This is a genomic window from Mycetocola spongiae (assembly GCF_020424085.1).
Classification (GTDB): Bacteria; Actinomycetota; Actinomycetes; order Actinomycetales; family Microbacteriaceae; genus Mycetocola; species Mycetocola spongiae.
Window position 1 is genome coordinate 2050233 of the sequence record NZ_CP080203.1, and the last position, 14998, is coordinate 2065230.

Below are 14998 nucleotides of genomic sequence, written 5' to 3' on the forward strand. Positions count from 1 at the left end.
ACCTCACTTTGCGGGGGCGGCAAAGGGCACGGTGGACGTGCCCTACCCTACCCATGATCGCCCTTAATGGTCCAGAGGCGAAATCGGGCGGCCGGGAATACACGCGGTGAACGGCGATTACGGGAACGGAAAAGGCCGCCCCTGTCCGGGACGGCCCTTTTCTTGGCGCGTGGTCTAGCGGCTCAGCGCCCGCACGAGGCCCCAGGCAACGAGGCCCGCGGCACCCGCCACGGCAACAGCCCCGGCATAAAAGCCCGCGGGGTTTTTGGCACGCAGCCTGCGCGCGCGGATCTTGCCGCGGTCGGCGGCATGGGAGACCCGCTTGGGGACGTTGAGCTTATCCTCAATCGCGTTCAGCGTAGCGACCAGGTCCTGACGGGCCTGCTCGGGTGATTGTGCGTTATTTACGCTCATATTCGCCCACTCCCTTTACCGCTCGAAAATCCTTCTGCAGACCCTCGATCGGGCCCTGCTCCTCGCTCAGGCGCTTAAAGTATCGCAGTGCGATATACCCAAATACGGCGGCCAGGAGAATAAACAGCACAAAAACGATGAGGGCCGCGAGCCATGCGGGCATCACCAGCGCGAGCGCCAGGATGATGACCGCCACCAGCGTACCCACGGCAAAAAACACAAAGATCAGGGCCACGGCCACAAAAACCGCACCCATTCCGGCGTTTTTGCCGAGGTGGATGGCCTTAACCTTGGCCTGTTCGATCTCGGCCTTCACGAGCGCCGAGATTTGGCCCGGCAGATCGGCGATCAGCGCGATCAGCGAACGCTTGGAGGAATCACTCATGCCGCGACTCTATTTCTTTGCCCCGGCGCCGGTGCTACCCGCGGCGGGCTTGGTGGACGCGGATTTTTTGGAGGCGCCTGCGGCCTTCGTGGTGGAGGTTCCCGCGCTCTTGGCAGCGGGCTTGGCCTCCTTGGCGGCGGGCTCGGCCGGGGAATCGCTCGCGATGACCGTGGCGACCTTACGCACTCCGCTATAGAGCATCCCGGGGACCTCGCTCACGCGGGCCTTGGCGAAGGACTGTACCTTCTCCACCTGGTTCTGCACCGGGGCTGTATGCCATACGCTCAGCCAGCCGCTCTTGATCTGCTCGTAGCGCTGGCGCCCGGCTCGGCTTCCCAGGACATACCCGGTGGCCAGTCCCGCGACAAAGAGAATTTTGCCTCGCATCATGTCTCCCTCGTTCATCGGTCAGATATCTTCCCAGCGTAGCGCCTTGCCCTCAAACCGCCCGCATGGCTGTCGGACCTATCCCGCAATGAGCGCGAGGGCATCGCCGGAGGAGGAGGATACGATCAGGAGCCCCACCAGCAGAAAGATGCCCAGCGCAATATAGGCCAGCACCACCACCGAACCCACGATGATGCCGGCTATCGCCAGGCCCCGCCCGCGCTCGCCCGTGCGCCGAATCTGGCCCAGGCCCACGGCCGCGAGCACAATTCCCACGACCGGCATACCCAGCACGGAAACGATAAACCCGATGATTGCCAGGACGTTCCAGCCCGGCATAACGGGCGCCGAGGCTGCAGAGGTTTGGGGGCCCGCGGGCTGCTCATAGGTCATGGTTTATCTCTCCCCGTGGGGCGGACACGCTCCGCCTCCGACGCCCCGATCTTAGCCGCCCCGGATGGATATCCGCAGAGAAATCTGTGTCTTAACGACACGAGCCCCGCGGGATGACCCGCGGGGCTCGTGAGCGGTGAAGCCTAGGCTCCGCGCAGGCGCTCGGCGAAGTACAGGTAGAGGTCGGCAATCGCGACGCGCTCCTGCTTCATGCTGTCGCGGTCACGCACGGTGACGGCCTTATCCTCGAGCGAATCGAAGTCCACCGTGACACAGAAGGGCGTACCCACCTCGTCCTGGCGGCGGTAGCGGCGGCCGATTGCGCCGGCATCGTCGAAGTCCACGTTCCAGGTCTCGCGCAGCTCGGCGGCGACCTCGCGGGCCAGCGGCGAGAGCGCCTCGTTCCGGCTCAGCGGCAGGATGGCCACCTTGACCGGGGCCAGGCGCGGGTCGAGGCGCAGGACGGTGCGGGTATCCACGCCACCCTTGGAATTGGGAACCTCCTCCTCGTCATAGGCGTCCACGAGGAACGCCATGAGCGAGCGGGTCAGACCCGCCGCGGGCTCGATGACATAGGGGATCCAACGCTCGTTCTTGGGCTGGTCAAAATATGACAGGTCCTTGCCCGAGGCCTCGGAGTGGGTCTTGAGGTCATAATCGGTGCGGTTGGCCACACCCTCCAGCTCGCCCCACTCGCCGCCGGGGAAACCAAAGCGGTATTCCACGTCCACGGTGCGCTTGGCATAGTGCGAGAGCTTTTCCTTGGGGTGCTCAAAGAAGCGCAGGTTATCGCGGTCGATACCCAGGTCGGTATACCACTTCATGCGCTCCTCGAGCCAGTACTCGTGCCACTGCTCATCGGTGCCGGGCTCCACAAAGAACTCCAGCTCCATCTGCTCAAATTCGCGCGTGCGGAAGATGAAGTTTCCGGGGGTGATCTCGTTACGGAAGGACTTTCCGATCTGGCCGATTCCAAACGGCGGCTTCTGGCGCGAGGCCTGCAGCACGTTGGCGAAGTTCACGAAGATACCCTGGGCGGTCTCGGGACGCAGATAGTGCATTCCGGACTCGTCCTCCACGGGACCCAGCGTGGTCTTGAGCAGGCCGGAGAAGGCCTTGGGCTCGGTCCAGTTTCCGCGGACTCCGGTATCGGGGTCGGGGATCTCGTCCCAGCTCGCGGGCTCGCGGCCGTGCTTGGCCTCGAAGGCCTCCCACAGGTGATCCGCGCGGTAACGCTTATGGGTGATGGTGGATTCCACGAGGGGATCTGTGAAGACCTCCACGTGTCCCGAGGCCTCCCAGACCTTGCGGGGAAGGATCACGCTGGAGTCGAGTCCCACGACGTCGGAGCGACCCTGGACCATGGTTTTCCACCACTGGCGCTTGATGTTTTCCTTAAGCGCGACACCGAGAGGGCCGTAATCCCATGCGGAACGCGATCCACCATAGATTTCACCGGCCTGGAAGACAAATCCGCGATGACGGGCGAGGGCGATGACTTTATCGAGACGGCTGGCTGCCACTGTGGCTCCTGAAGTTTGCACTGATTACCCGACCGGGTGCCGGGCATTAACGCCCCAGTTTACCCATTTCCGGCGTGCCCTGCCCCGCGGCATAGACTAATTTGATGACCCAGAGCGCGCTTCCCCATATTCCCGTGGCCGCCCTCGCGTTTATTCGCGACCGGCGCATGCTGATGGTCACCGCGCGCGGGCGGGACGTCATCTATCTACCCGGCGGCAAGATCGACGCGGGCGAGAGCGCGCGCGAGGCGGTGATTCGTGAGGTCCGCGAGGAGGTGGGGGCCGAGCTGATCCCGGAGACCCTGCACGAATATTTTGACCTCGCCCTGCAGGCCCACGGTGAGCCCGAGGGGCGGCTCGTGGAGATGCGGGTCTTCCGCGGGGAGCTTGCGACCGAGCCCACCCCGAGCAGCGAGGTGAGCGCCCTGCACTGGGCGAGTACCGCCGATGCTCCTCGCTGCCCGCCCGCGGGGGCCGCGGTGCTCGCCCGGCTCTTCGCCGACGGGCTGATCGACTAGACCCGGCGGGATCCCGCGCCGCCTCCGCGCCCCCGCGCAATTTACAGCCACCGGGGCTAGGTTCGCGGCATGACCATTCCATCCGCACCCCCTGCCCCGCGCAACCGGGCGGGAATCCACGCCGCGGGGGAAAATAATCCCCCGCGGGAATATCTGCCGTTATAGGGTTTCCGTCATGGACCCTCACCGGAGTACGGCCCCGCCCACCCTCGACCGAGCCCTGTTCTGGGTGCAGTGGATGATGCCGCTGCTGATCGCCGTGATCCTAATCGCGATACCCCGCGGCGGCTATGGTGCGGGACTCGATCGGCTCCTCCCGCTGCTCGCATACGGCCTGGTGACCCCCGCGGTGCTGCTGGCCTATCCCGGGGCGCTGCGCGCACGCGCGGTACCGCCGCGACTGTTTTATCCGCAGATCGCGATCTGGGTTGTGCTGGTGGTGCAGGCGGCACTGCTCTCTAATAACGCCGACCGCTTCGATTTCAACCTGTTCACCAGCCTGGCGCTGGGCCTGGGGTTAAATATTCTGGTGGCGGTGGCCGTGCTTTTTGCCTCGCTGCGCGCAGCCCTGGCCGTGGCGCGGCTCTGGGGCGTGGGCCCGCGGCCCGTGGGTGGCGGGCGCATCACTCTGCATATTTTGCCGCTGCTGCTGGGCGTGGGCATCGCGATTCTGAGCACGCAGTTTTGGTATCAGCCCTCGCTCGGCTCGCTCTGGGCGCTGATCCAGGCGCCGATCTATGCCGTCTCCACGGGGCCGTTCCTCGCGATCTCCCTTGTGCTCTGGGCCGCGTATCGCGGCCGCAACCTGCCGCCACGGTTTGGCCTGCTGCTGGGGATCGCGGTGGGGCTTTTTCTCCTCCAGGAGCTCTTCCACACGCTCTCGATGCTGCTCCTCATCAACGGCGGGGTCCTGGGCCCGGATCTGCCGGGCCGCGAGCTCCTGGGCGGATTCGCGACGCTCGTGGAACTCTCCGCCTGGGTGCTGGCGATCCTCGCGTTGAGCCTGCTGCTGCGCGGCCTGGGTGTCGGACCCGTGGCCGCGGGCCCGGCGCAAAATCGCGCGCTCTCGGCGCCGCATCCGGTTCTGGAGTCCGTGATCCGCGTGGGCCAGTGGGTGGCCGTGCCGGGCATCCCGCTCTATCTGATCCTCGGCCGCCAGATCTTCGGCGGGCTGGGCTGGTATAGCGTGCTCCTGATCATGATCAGCCCCCTGATCATCATTGCGCTGCTGATCGCGCCGATCATCACGAGTATTCCCTCGCGGCGAAAGCGCGCGCTTGGGCCGGTTTATGTGATCGGCACGCTCGCGCTCTGGGCGGGGGTCTTCCTCGCCGGGCTGTTTATCCGGGATGCCGGGGACGGCCCTCCCGAGGCACATATCCTGGACGGGGTGATCCCGGTTGATGTCTCGGAGTCCCTCATGTATCTCTTCGCGATGATCGCGATACTCGCCTGGCTGGGCACGCTCGTGGGCCTCGCGCTGGCCCCGGCAGCCGCGGCGCCGGGCGCTCCGCCGCCCGGCGGGCCCGCACAGCAGTTCCCGGCACCCGCACAGCAGTTCCCGGCACCCGGCCAGCAATCGCCTCCCCCCGCCTATGGCCCGGCCGAGCACGGAAGCGCGCCCGCCCCGGGGGAAAATAACACCCCCGGCGCGGCCCGCTAGGGGCCGGGCCGGGGGCGGCGGCCTCGCGTCAGTAGAGGGTATTGCCGCCCGAGACATTCAGCGTCGCGCCCGAGATGAAGCTCGCGGGTGCCGAGCTCGTGAAGACGATCACCGAGGCAATCTCCTCGGGCGTGCCAAATCGGCGCAGCGGCGTGGCCTCCTCGAGCTCCACGCGGCGCTCCGGGGTGAGGCCATCGCGCATCATCGCGGTATCGATCAGGCCCGGGGCGATCGTATTCACCGTGATATTGCGCGGCCCATAGGCCTTCGCGAGCCCGCGCGCCATCGTGGTCACCGCACCCTTGGTGGTGGCATAGGGCAGGCGCGTGGACAGTCCGCCGGAGAGCCAGGCACCCGAGGAGATGATCGTGACCCGGCCGCCATCGCCGTGCTCACACATCGCCTCGGCCGCGGCACGCGCGAGGAAAAACGTGGCGTTCACGTTGACGTTCATATGGGCCATCCACTGTTCCTCGGTGACCTCGGTGAGCTCCACGGTCTGTAGCATCGCCGCGAGATGGGCCAGCACGTCGATTCGGCCATAGGTGGCCAGCACGCGCGCCACCACCTCCTCGGCCGTGGCCCGATCGTGCACCGTGAGCGCTATCCCGGTATGGCCCTCCCCCGGGAGCGAGGCCACGAGCTCCTCCACCGCGGACGCATCGCGATCCACGCAGATAACCCGCGCGCCCTCCTCGGCAAAAATTCGCGCCGTGGGGCGGCCGATGCCACCCGCGGCTCCCGTGCACAGAACTACCTTATTTTCCAGGCCCAGCTTCACGATGTTTTCCTTAACGTCGGGATGCGGGGCCCACCTCCGTGTGGGCCCCGAAAAAAATTTATGCCGGTTAGCTACTCGCGGCGTGTGCCGCGGCCACCACGGCGTCCACGATGAACTCGCGGTTCTGCTGGAAGCGCTCGCTCGGGGTGGAGACGGTGAGGCAGGCCACGATCGTGCCACCCACCAGAATGGGTGCACTCACGCAGATCACGCCGAGCTCAAACTCCTCGCGATCAAATGCATAACCCACGCGGCGGATCTCCTCCAGCTCCGCGCGGAAGGCCTTCGCCGAGGTGATCGTATTGGCCGTGCGCGGATGGAATCCGCTCGCCGCAATCACCCGCTCGCGCAGCTCCGGGGTGCCATAGGCGAGCAGCAGCTTGCCGCTGGCCCGGGCGTGCAGATCGTCCGAGTGCGAGCCGGTCAGGCCCGAGACGCGCACGGCGCGCGAGCCCTCGATCGAGGACAGCACGGCGATCTCGCCGTTGCGCCACGCGCTCAGATAGGCCGTCTCCTCGGTGGAGGCGGCGAGCTGGCGCAGGAATACCAGATAGTTTTCGGGGGCGGCGGAATTGCGCTCAATCGCGGCCGCGACCACCTCGGCCTGCGGGCCCAGCACATAGCGCCGGCGGCTGTCTTTAAAGAGCAGGCCCTCCTGCACCAGCGTGGCCAGCAGGTGGTAGGCGGTGGGCAGGGACAGACCCTGCGCATCGGCGACCTCCTTGGCCAGGAGCCCCTCGTCCGTACCCGCCACCGCGATCAGGATGCGCGAGGCCCGGGCCACGGACTGAATCGTGGTGGTCCCCGGCTTCTCCGCCTTCGTTAGCGCTTTATCGGACATACTCTCAACCATATCTTCCCCACACTCGTGTTACACGGAACCGCACGCGGCCCGGCGGGTGATCGCCGGGCCGCGTGGAAAAGCCGGGGCTAGGCCACGGCGCGGCGCGCGGCCGCAAGAATCGCGGCGATACCCGGCAGCACGGCATCCTGCAGATTGGGCGCCGAGGGCATCCGAATATCGGGGGTGCCCAGGCGCAGCACGGGGCCGTCCAGGTTTTCAAACTGGGACTCCCCGATCCGCGCCGCCACCTCGGCACCAAAACCACCCGTGGTGGTGGCCTCGTGCACGATCAGCACGCGGCCCCCGGTGGCGAGGATCGCCTCGGCGATCGCGGCGTCATCCAGCGGGCGCAGCCAGCGCAGGTCCACCACCCGGGCGGAAATGCCCTCGGTGGATTCCAGCAGTTCGGCCGCCTCCAGCACGGTGCCCAGCATCGCGCCCCACGTAAAGATCACCAGATCGGCGCCCTCGCGATGGGTGCGGGCACCCTCCACGCGCTGCAGCGGCCCGTTGGGGTTCACCTCGCCCTCCATCTGATAGAGCGAGCGGGCCTCGATGACCACCGTGGGATCGGGATCGGCCACGGCGGCGCGGAGCATGTCATAGGCGTCCTGCGGCGTGGCCGGCAGGCCCACCTTAATGCCCGGGATATGGGCAAAAAACGCCTCGATGCTCTGCGAGTGCTGCGCGCAGGAGCCAGCCGTGACGCCCTGCTGCATCCGGATCGTGAGCGGGGCGGAGAGACGACCGCGGCTGATATAGCGCACGTTAGATGCCTGGTTGATGATCTGATCAAATGCCACAAACGTGAAATCGGCCCACATGATCTCCACGATCGGCCGGGCCCCGGTCATCGCCGCGCCCACCGCCGAGCCCAGGATCGCGGCCTCCGCGATCGGGGTATCAAAGACCCGCTCGTCGCCAAACTCGCGGTGCAGCCCGCGGCTCACGCCGAAGATTCCGCCGGCAAATCCGACGTCCTCCCCGTAAAGAATGGTCTCGGGGCGGCGCTCCAGCTCGGTGCGCAGCGCGAGATTCACCGCGCGCTGATACGTGAGGTTTTTGGTCTCGCCCACATCGGGATTGGCCAGATCGGTCACGGGTTCGGCATAGAGGTGCTCAAAAACGCCAGCGGTATCCGGCAGCGGCATCGCGCGCACGGCGGTCTCCGCCTCCGCGACGGCCCGCAGCGCCTCGGCCTCGGCCGCGAGGCATTCGGCCTCGGTCAGCAGGCCCTCGCCCAGCGCCCGGGCGCGGAAGCGCGCGATCGGATCGGCGGCCTCCGCGGCCTCCTGGTCCTCGCGCGGGCGATAGTGCTGGATGTCCTTGTTATAGTGCCCGGATAGGCGCACCGTCTTCAGCTCCAGGAAGACCGGGCCCTCGCCGCGGCGACATGCGGCGGCGGCCTCGGCCACGGCATCGCGCACGGCAAAGGGGTCGCCGCCGTCCACGATCCGGGAGTCGATGCCGAGGCCACGCGCGCGCTCGACCAGGTCCGCGCTGCGGGTGGTGGCCTCAAGCGGGGTCATCTCGGCCCAGCCGTTGTTCTCACACAGAAAAACCACGGGCAGGTTGCGGGCCGCGGCGAAGATCATGCCCTCGAGCGAGGCGCCCTGGTTCATCGCGCCATCGCCGATGCTGGTGAGCGTGACCCGGTCGCTGCCCAGCAGGCGCGAGGACACCCCCACACCCGCGGCGATCGGATAGCCCGCGCCCACGATCGAGTTTTCCCCCAGGAAGCCGGTATCGGGATCGCTCAGCAGCGCCGATCCGCCGCGGCCGCCGTTGGTGCCGCCCGCGCGCTGCGCGATCTCACCCAGCACCGCGGTCAGGCTGGACCCCAGGGCCAGGGCCCAGCCGTGACCGCGATAGGTCGAGAGCACCACGTCGTTCTCCCCGAGCGCCGCGGCGGCACCCACGGGGATGGCCTCCTGGCCGAGGCACAGGTGCACGGAGCCCGCCACCAGACCCTCGCGGGAGAGTTCGAGGGTTTTTTCCTCGCTCGCGCGAATGGTCAGCATTTGTAGATAGGCCGCGGCCGGTGTGAGATCTTCTCTGGTCATCACGTGCTCCTCAGGGTCGGTTCGAGTACCCCGGCAGTGTGACACCGTTATTAATATTTTGTCAACATTTTGATGTTGTTTCAGATAGTGAGAGTTATTCGGGGTATTTAGGCCCCAAATCGCGATTCCGGCACCCCGGTCACCCCGAGACCCGTGACGGCAAAAATGCTGCCGCGCTGGATGCCATCGGCCGGATAGCGGGTCTTATAGCGCTTGGCCATCGACGTGACATAGAGCGTGTCGAGGTTGGCCCCACCAAACATCACGCTGGTCACCTTCTGGACCGGCATATCGATCACGCGGTCCACGGTGCCATCCGGCGCATAGCGCACGATCTTGCCCACAAATACGTGGGCGCTCCAGAGATAACCCTCCGAGTCCACGGTGGCACCATCGGCCGCGGCGATCGTATCGGCATCGATGCGGGCAAACGTGCGGCGGTTGCTCACCGAGCCGGTCGCGAGGTCGTAGTCATAGGCCCAGATTTCGCCGGACCAGGAATCGGCAAAATAAAACGTCTCGCCCCCGGGGCTCCAGCACGGGCCGTTCGAGACGATGATGTTCTCGTCCAGGACGTGGACCGAGAGATCCGGGTCGAGCCGGTAGAGCCGGCCCGAGGCCTCGTCCTCGGTGCCGTGCATCGATCCCACGATGAAGCGCCCGGCGCGATCCACCTTGCCGTCGTTGAGCCGATTCACGGGGCGATCCGGCTCGGGGTCCACGATGAACTCGGTATCCCCCGTGGCGAGGTCCAGAAAGTGGAAGCCGGAGTCCAGCGAGACCACGGCGCCCTCGCCGTCGCGGCGCAGGGCCATCGAGCCGATCTGGCCCGGCACGTCCCAGGCGCGCAGCTCGCGGCCATCGGCCGTGGCACGATAGATATTCCCCACCTTGCTGTCGATCCAGTACAGGCGCTGCTGCTCCACATCCCAGAGCGGCCCCTCGCCGAGGTGGTTCTTGATATCGCAGAGAACGTCGATGTTCACGGTCATGTTTTCTCCAATGTGAGTCTTCGGGTGTGAGTATCCTATCCGCGACCCGGCCAAAATCAACTTGATCGAATTTCTTTCAGATAGAACAAATCTTGGGAAAATCTCCCCAAAAGCACCCGTTTACTTCGACTATCTGAAATTAGCTCCATTTGTTGACAATTAAGAAAAATTCTGTGACTCTAACCTTCAGCAGCCACGCTCGCCAATGAAGACGGAGACCCCTCGTGACCCGCAGCGCACCCGACGCTTCCTCCCCCGGACAGCCCCCACTCCTGGAACTCCGCGACGCCCATAAGGTTTATGGCGCCACCCGGGCCCTGGACGGGGCGGCCCTCCGCCTGCGGGCGGGCACCGTGACCGGCCTGATCGGCGAGAACGGCGCGGGAAAATCCACGCTCGTGAAGACCCTCAGCGGCCTCGTCCAGATCGACTCCGGCCAGCTCCTGATCGACGGGGTACCGCTCAGCATCGGCTCGGTACCCGAGGCCCGCGCCGCGGGAATCTGCACGGTATTCCAGGAGCTGAGCTTCATCCCCGACCTCTCGGTCGCGGAAAACCTCATCCTCTCCACCGTGGCCCCCGGCGCCCCCTGGCCCCGCGCCCGCCGCGCCCGCGAGGCCCGCGCCGCGGAACTCGCGGCACGCTGGGGCCTGCACGATCTGCCCGTATCCTCGCCGATCGCCTCGCTCTCGCTGCGCGACCGCCAGCTCGTGGAAATCCTCGGGGCGGTGGTGCGCGAACCGCGCGTGCTGATCCTCGACGAGCCCACCTCCTCGCTGCTCCCCGAGGACACCGCCTGGCTGCACGGCGTGCTGCGCCGGCTCTCCGCGGGCGGCTGCGCAACCCTGTTTATCTCGCATATGCTCGACGAGGTTGAGGCATTCTGCGATTCCGTGACCGTGCAGCGCAACGGCCGCCATATCGCCACCGTGCCGATCGCCGAATTCTCCCGGCCCGCCGCCATCGAGCAGATGATCGGACGCTCCTTCGGCGCCGCCTATCCCCCCAAAACCCCCGCCGCCGCGGATGCCGCACCGCTCCTGGAAACCCGGGACCTGCGCGCCGCCCACGGGCTCACCTCCGCAACCCTGACCCTCGGCGAGGGCGAGATCGTGGGCGTGGCCGGGCTGGAGGGCCAGGGCCAACGCGAACTCTTTGAGGTGCTCGCGGGGGCGCTGCGCAAGACCGGAGGCAGCATCGTCTTCGCGGGCGAACCGCGCCGGATCCACTCGCCCCGCGCCGCCCTGCGCCTCGGAAAGCGCCGCGGCGGGATCGCCTTTGTGCCGCCCGAGCGGAAAACCCAGGGCCTCGTGCTTGACCTGAGCGTGCGCAAAAACACCGCGCTGACCGTGCTCTCCCGGGTATCCCGGGCGGGCTTCATCTCGCGTCGGCGCGAATCGGCGCTGGTGGAAAAAACCCTGCGCGCCGTGGACGTGAACCTCGACCGCCTGGATACCCCCGTGCGCGCCCTGAGCGGCGGAAACCAGCAGAAGGTGGTCTTTGCGCGGGCCATCGTGACCGATCCGCGCGTCCTTCTTCTGTACGATCCCACGCGCGGCGTGGATATCGGAACCAAATTTGAACTCTATGCGCTGATCCAGCAGGTCGCCGCCGCGGGAACGGGGGTGCTGATGTACTCCACGGAAATCCCCGAGCTCGTGAATATCTGCCATCGCGTACTCGTGATGTATAACGGCGAGATTGTGGCCGAGCTGCGCGGGGACGCGATCACCGAATCCGCGCTTATGGGGGCCGCCCTCGGCTCCCCCACCGAAAGGGAATCCGCATGACCGCCAGTACGCACCGGCTTCAGTCCCGGCTCCTGGGCACCGTGAGCCGCGGCGTGGAGAGTGGCGTGCTGGTCTCGGCCGTGTTTTTGATCGGGCTCTTTGCGGTCCTGATCGCGCGCCAGCCCAGCATCCTCGAACCCACCCAGCTGCGCTATCTCATTATTAACGCCAGCCTCGCGCTGGCCCTGGCCGCCGCCGGGCTCGCCCTGGTGGTGCTCGTGGGCGGCCTGGATCTCTCCGTGGCCGGGGTGATCGCCGTGAGCAACGCGATCCTGACCACCCAGCTGCGCGGCGGGATTCTGACCCAGATCCTGGTGCTGCTCGCGGTGATCGCGCTCGGCGCGGTGATCGGCTTCCTCAACGGATTCATCGTCACCCGCTTCCGGCTGGAACCCGTGGTGGTAACCCTCGGCACCGGATTTGTGCTCGGCGGCGTGGCCCTCCTGCTGCTGCCCAAGCCCGCGGGCATCGACCCCTCGGCCACCGGCGTGGTCTCGGTGGTGACCGGCGAAATCTTCGGAATCCCGATCGGCGCGCTTGTGCTCGCCCTGATCTTCTGGGGCTGGTGGGCGATTCGTCGCTCGCGCTTTGGCAGCGCCCTGATCGCCGTGGGAAGCGATCCCGAGGCCGCGGCCCAAAACGGGATCGCCGTGAACCGCACCAAGCTCGCTGCCTTCACCGGCTCGGGTGCGCTCTATGCGCTGGCCGGAATCGCGCTGACCTCGCAGACGCTCGGCGGGGACCCGCTCACGGGCGGCAGCTTCCTGCTGGGCACCTTTGCCGCCGTGGTGATCGGCGGGCTGCGCCTCGGCGGCGGCCGAGGCTCGATCTCGGGCGCGCTGCTCGGGGCGATCACCATCACGATCGCCGTCAACGTGCTCTTTGTGCTGGGCTTTGCCAGCTATTGGTCCACGATCGCCCGCGGCCTGCTGCTGCTACTCGCGATCGCCCTGCAATCGGTGGCCGTGCTGCTCTTGCGCCGGGCCCGCCCCACTCCGCCACCCATCCGCGTGGGAGAGGTCCCCGCCGCCAGTGAAAGGTCCCCGCGATGACCACGACCGCCCCCGCCGCGACCCGCGGCCGCCCGTTTACCGGGCTGTTCTCCCGCGGCCTCCTCGATTTTGGTACCGCCGGCCGCCCCGTGGCCGCGATCTGGATCGCGCTCGCCCTGATGTGCGCGCTGGTCCTGATCGTGCGCCCCGCCCTCCTGCGCCCCGCGAGCCTGGAGACCATCCTGGTGCTCGCGGCCATCACCATCATGGTGGGCCTGGGCCAGGGCGCCGTGATTTTCATCGGCGGAATCGACCTCTCGATTCCGTGGACGATGAGCTCCTCCGCGATCCTCTTTGCCGGAATCACCGGCGGCCGCTCCGAGCTGCTGCTGCCGGGCCTGCTGGCAGCGCTGGCGCTGGGCGTGGGGGTGGGGCTTGCAAACGGAATCGGCAGCATCCGCTTCGGGGTGCATCCGGTGGTGATGACCCTCGCGATGAACGCCGTTCTTCAGGGGGCCACCCTGGGCTATACCGGCGGCTCCGTGACCGGTTCACCCCCGGCCGAGGCCGGCTGGCTGATGACCGGCGACCTGCTGGGCATCGCGCCGATCCTCTGGGTCATGCTGGTGCTGGTCCTCGCCGTGACCCTCGTCCTGCGCTCCGGCACATTCGGTCGCCGCCTCAACGCGGTGGGCCTCGCTCCCGAGTCCGCGCGCCTCGCCGGAACCTCCTCCGCGCGCCTATCCGTCCTGATGTATGTGCTGTCCTCGCTCTGCGCGGTGCTTGCCGGAATCATGCTCTCGGGCCTCGCCTCGCAGAGCTATCTGGGCATGGGTGATCCCTATCTGCTGGGGTCCATCGCCGTGGTTGCACTCGGGGGCGCCGCCTTCTCGGGTGGTCGCGGGCACTTCCTCGGCACCGTGGGCGCCGGCATTCTGCTGAGCCTGCTCACCTCGCTGCTGACCACATATCAGCTGCCCGAGGCGGTAAAACAGATCGCCTTTGGTGCCGTGATCCTCGTGGCCATCATTGCCGGGACGCTGCGCTCGCGCCGGCGCTCCCCCCAAAAACCCCTCCCCACCCCCGCAGTACCGACTTTCAAAGGAGAAACACGGTGAAAACCTCAAAACTAATCTCGGCAGGCGCGCTTCTGGCCGCCGCCGCACTGACCCTCGTGGGCTGTAGCGGCGAGGCCGCACCCCAGGCCTCGGGCGATGGCTCGGGCTATCGCGTGGCCCTGAGCATGAGCTATACCGGCAACGACTGGCAGGCCACCTCGCGCAACCTGATCACGGCCGCGGCCGAGATGGACCCGCTGAAGGATAAGGTCGCGGGCGTGGATGTTTTTGTCTCGGGCGACGAGGCACAGAACCAGATCTCGCAGCTGCAGCAGATGATCGCGCAGAAATATGATGCGATCATCGTCTACCCGATCTCCCCCACCGCGCTGAACCAGACCATTAAGATGGCCTGCGACTCGGGCATTAAGGTCTTCGCCTATGACGCGACCGTGACCGAGCCCTGCGCCTATAACGTCACCTACGACCAGGCCGAATACGCCACCAAGAGCGCCGAGCACCTCTCGAAGCTCATGGGCAATAAGGGCAATGTTGTGATGATCACGGGCGTCGCGGGCACCTCGACCGATGAGGACCGCAATGCCGCCGCGATTAAGACATTCGAGAAAAACGGCATCAAGGTGCTGGACCAGTGCGCCGGAGACTGGGCCCAGGGCCCCTCGGGCGAGTGCATGTCCCGCTTCCTCGCCGCGTTTGATAATATCGACGGCGTTTGGTCCCAGGCCGGTGGCGTCTCGCTGACCGCCGCCTTTGATGCCGCAAACCGCCCCTATGTACCGATCCTCTCCGAGGGTGAAAACGCGTGGCGCCTGGCGCTGGCCGATCCCGCCTATGCCGCCAAGGGCCTCGTGGGTGCCTCGGTGGGTTCACCCCAGTATCAGGGCGTCGCTGCACTGCACCTCGCGGTGGATGCACTCGAGGGCAAGGACGTGGAGCATAACGTGAACGTGGGCTTCGGCTGGGTCACCCAGGACGAGGTCAAGGTATGCGAGACTGGTTCCCTCGCGGAGCTTGAGGCCGGCTGTAATGCCTTCGCCCAGGACCTGGTCTCCCCCGGATTCTTCGCCGACTGGTTCAGCGAGAAGTGGACCCCCGGCATGGACCTGAGCATCGCCCTGAGCGGCAAGGCCGCAAAGTAATTTCGGGAAAACCGGGTGGGTGGGGGCACGAGGCC

15 protein-coding genes are annotated in these 14998 nt (G+C 66.7%); 6 read left to right on the forward strand and 9 right to left on the reverse strand.

From position 1 onward, the window contains the following. Positions 1-174: 174 nt before the first annotated feature. The 5 genes from KXZ72_RS09310 to KXZ72_RS09330 form a co-directional block, all read right to left on the reverse strand. Positions 175-414 carry a hypothetical protein gene (locus KXZ72_RS09310; protein ID WP_226080475.1) on the reverse strand — a complete coding sequence of 80 codons (240 nt, stop codon included), beginning with the start codon at positions 412-414 and terminating at the stop codon, positions 175-177. Continuing rightward, positions 401-799, reverse strand: coding sequence for a phage holin family protein (locus tag KXZ72_RS09315; protein ID WP_226080477.1), 399 nt, complete (start codon positions 797-799; stop codon positions 401-403). The genes KXZ72_RS09310 and KXZ72_RS09315 overlap by 14 nt, the downstream gene beginning before the upstream one ends. A 9-nt stretch (positions 800-808) precedes the next feature. Then, positions 809-1189 (reverse strand): hypothetical protein, encoded by a 381-nt coding sequence (locus KXZ72_RS09320; protein ID WP_226080479.1) that lies wholly within the window; start codon positions 1187-1189, stop codon positions 809-811. Positions 1190-1264: 75 nt separating this feature from the next. Continuing rightward, complete coding sequence (locus KXZ72_RS09325) at positions 1265-1579, reverse strand: DUF4190 domain-containing protein (protein ID WP_226080481.1); 315 nt, start codon at positions 1577-1579, stop codon at positions 1265-1267. Positions 1580-1722: 143 nt separating this feature from the next. Beyond that, entirely contained in the window at positions 1723-3102 is a 1380-nt protein-coding gene (locus KXZ72_RS09330; RefSeq protein ID WP_226080483.1) for a glycine--tRNA ligase, read from the reverse strand. 104 nt (positions 3103-3206) lie between these two features. Between KXZ72_RS09330 and KXZ72_RS09335 the strand changes: the two genes are divergently transcribed. Beyond that, on the forward strand, positions 3207-3620 hold the full coding sequence (locus KXZ72_RS09335; RefSeq protein ID WP_226080488.1) for an NUDIX hydrolase: 414 nt from the start codon (positions 3207-3209) through the stop codon (positions 3618-3620). Positions 3621-3795: 175 nt separating this feature from the next. After that, complete coding sequence (locus tag KXZ72_RS09340) at positions 3796-5283, forward strand: hypothetical protein (protein ID WP_226080490.1); 1488 nt, start codon at positions 3796-3798, stop codon at positions 5281-5283. A gap of 28 nt (positions 5284-5311) precedes the next feature. Here the strand turns inward: KXZ72_RS09340 and KXZ72_RS09345 are convergent, their stop codons facing one another. The 4 genes from KXZ72_RS09345 to KXZ72_RS09360 all read right to left on the reverse strand — a co-directional run bounded on the left by KXZ72_RS09345 (position 5312) and on the right by KXZ72_RS09360 (position 9963). After that, a complete protein-coding gene (locus KXZ72_RS09345; RefSeq protein ID WP_226080492.1) occupies positions 5312-6064 on the reverse strand; it encodes an SDR family NAD(P)-dependent oxidoreductase in 753 nt (250 codons plus the stop codon). A gap of 67 nt (positions 6065-6131) precedes the next feature. Next, the gene (locus KXZ72_RS09350; RefSeq protein ID WP_226080495.1) at positions 6132-6905 is read right to left on the reverse strand and encodes an IclR family transcriptional regulator; all 774 of its coding nucleotides are present in this window, start codon (positions 6903-6905) and stop codon (positions 6132-6134) included. An 89-nt stretch (positions 6906-6994) separates the two neighbouring features. Beyond that, positions 6995-8971, reverse strand: coding sequence for an alpha-ketoacid dehydrogenase subunit alpha/beta (locus KXZ72_RS09355; protein ID WP_226080497.1), 1977 nt, complete (start codon positions 8969-8971; stop codon positions 6995-6997). A gap of 107 nt (positions 8972-9078) precedes the next feature. Next, complete coding sequence (locus KXZ72_RS09360; RefSeq protein WP_226080499.1) at positions 9079-9963, reverse strand: SMP-30/gluconolactonase/LRE family protein; 885 nt, start codon at positions 9961-9963, stop codon at positions 9079-9081. Positions 9964-10187: 224 nt separating this feature from the next. On the opposite strand from KXZ72_RS09360, the gene KXZ72_RS09365 reads away from it, so the two are divergent. From KXZ72_RS09365 to KXZ72_RS09380, 4 genes are read left to right on the forward strand one after another with little or no spacing between them, the layout of a single operon-like run. Then, complete coding sequence (locus KXZ72_RS09365; protein ID WP_226080500.1) at positions 10188-11753, forward strand: sugar ABC transporter ATP-binding protein; 1566 nt, start codon at positions 10188-10190, stop codon at positions 11751-11753. After that, entirely contained in the window at positions 11750-12805 is a 1056-nt protein-coding gene (locus tag KXZ72_RS09370) for an ABC transporter permease (protein WP_226080501.1), read from the forward strand. Before KXZ72_RS09365 ends, KXZ72_RS09370 begins: the two co-directional genes overlap by 4 nt. Next, positions 12802-13863, forward strand: coding sequence for an ABC transporter permease (locus tag KXZ72_RS09375; protein ID WP_226080503.1), 1062 nt, complete (start codon positions 12802-12804; stop codon positions 13861-13863). Before KXZ72_RS09370 ends, KXZ72_RS09375 begins: the two co-directional genes overlap by 4 nt. Next, positions 13860-14963 carry a sugar ABC transporter substrate-binding protein gene (locus KXZ72_RS09380; protein ID WP_226080504.1) on the forward strand — a complete coding sequence of 368 codons (1104 nt, stop codon included), beginning with the start codon at positions 13860-13862 and terminating at the stop codon, positions 14961-14963. Before KXZ72_RS09375 ends, KXZ72_RS09380 begins: the two co-directional genes overlap by 4 nt. Positions 14964-14998 lie beyond the last annotated feature (35 nt).

Excerpts from the sequence above, each read along its gene's own strand:
- KXZ72_RS09320 (WP_226080479.1), bottom strand. The coding sequence starts at position 1,189 with ATGATGCGAGGCAAAATTCTCTTTGTCGCGGGACTGGCCACCGGGTAT.
- KXZ72_RS09340 (WP_226080490.1), top strand. The coding sequence starts at position 3,796 with ATGGACCCTCACCGGAGTACGGCCCCGCCCACCCTCGACCGAGCCCTG.
- KXZ72_RS09325 (WP_226080481.1), bottom strand. The coding sequence starts at position 1,579 with ATGACCTATGAGCAGCCCGCGGGCCCCCAAACCTCTGCAGCCTCGGCG.
- KXZ72_RS09360 (WP_226080499.1), bottom strand. The coding sequence starts at position 9,963 with ATGACCGTGAACATCGACGTTCTCTGCGATATCAAGAACCACCTCGGC.
- KXZ72_RS09375 (WP_226080503.1), top strand. The coding sequence starts at position 12,802 with ATGACCACGACCGCCCCCGCCGCGACCCGCGGCCGCCCGTTTACCGGG.
- KXZ72_RS09370 (WP_226080501.1), top strand. The coding sequence starts at position 11,750 with ATGACCGCCAGTACGCACCGGCTTCAGTCCCGGCTCCTGGGCACCGTG.
- KXZ72_RS09350 (WP_226080495.1), bottom strand. The coding sequence starts at position 6,905 with ATGTCCGATAAAGCGCTAACGAAGGCGGAGAAGCCGGGGACCACCACG.
- KXZ72_RS09310 (WP_226080475.1), bottom strand. The coding sequence starts at position 414 with ATGAGCGTAAATAACGCACAATCACCCGAGCAGGCCCGTCAGGACCTG.
- KXZ72_RS09355 (WP_226080497.1), bottom strand. The coding sequence starts at position 8,971 with ATGACCAGAGAAGATCTCACACCGGCCGCGGCCTATCTACAAATGCTG.
- KXZ72_RS09315 (WP_226080477.1), bottom strand. The coding sequence starts at position 799 with ATGAGTGATTCCTCCAAGCGTTCGCTGATCGCGCTGATCGCCGATCTG.
- KXZ72_RS09335 (WP_226080488.1), top strand. The coding sequence starts at position 3,207 with ATGACCCAGAGCGCGCTTCCCCATATTCCCGTGGCCGCCCTCGCGTTT.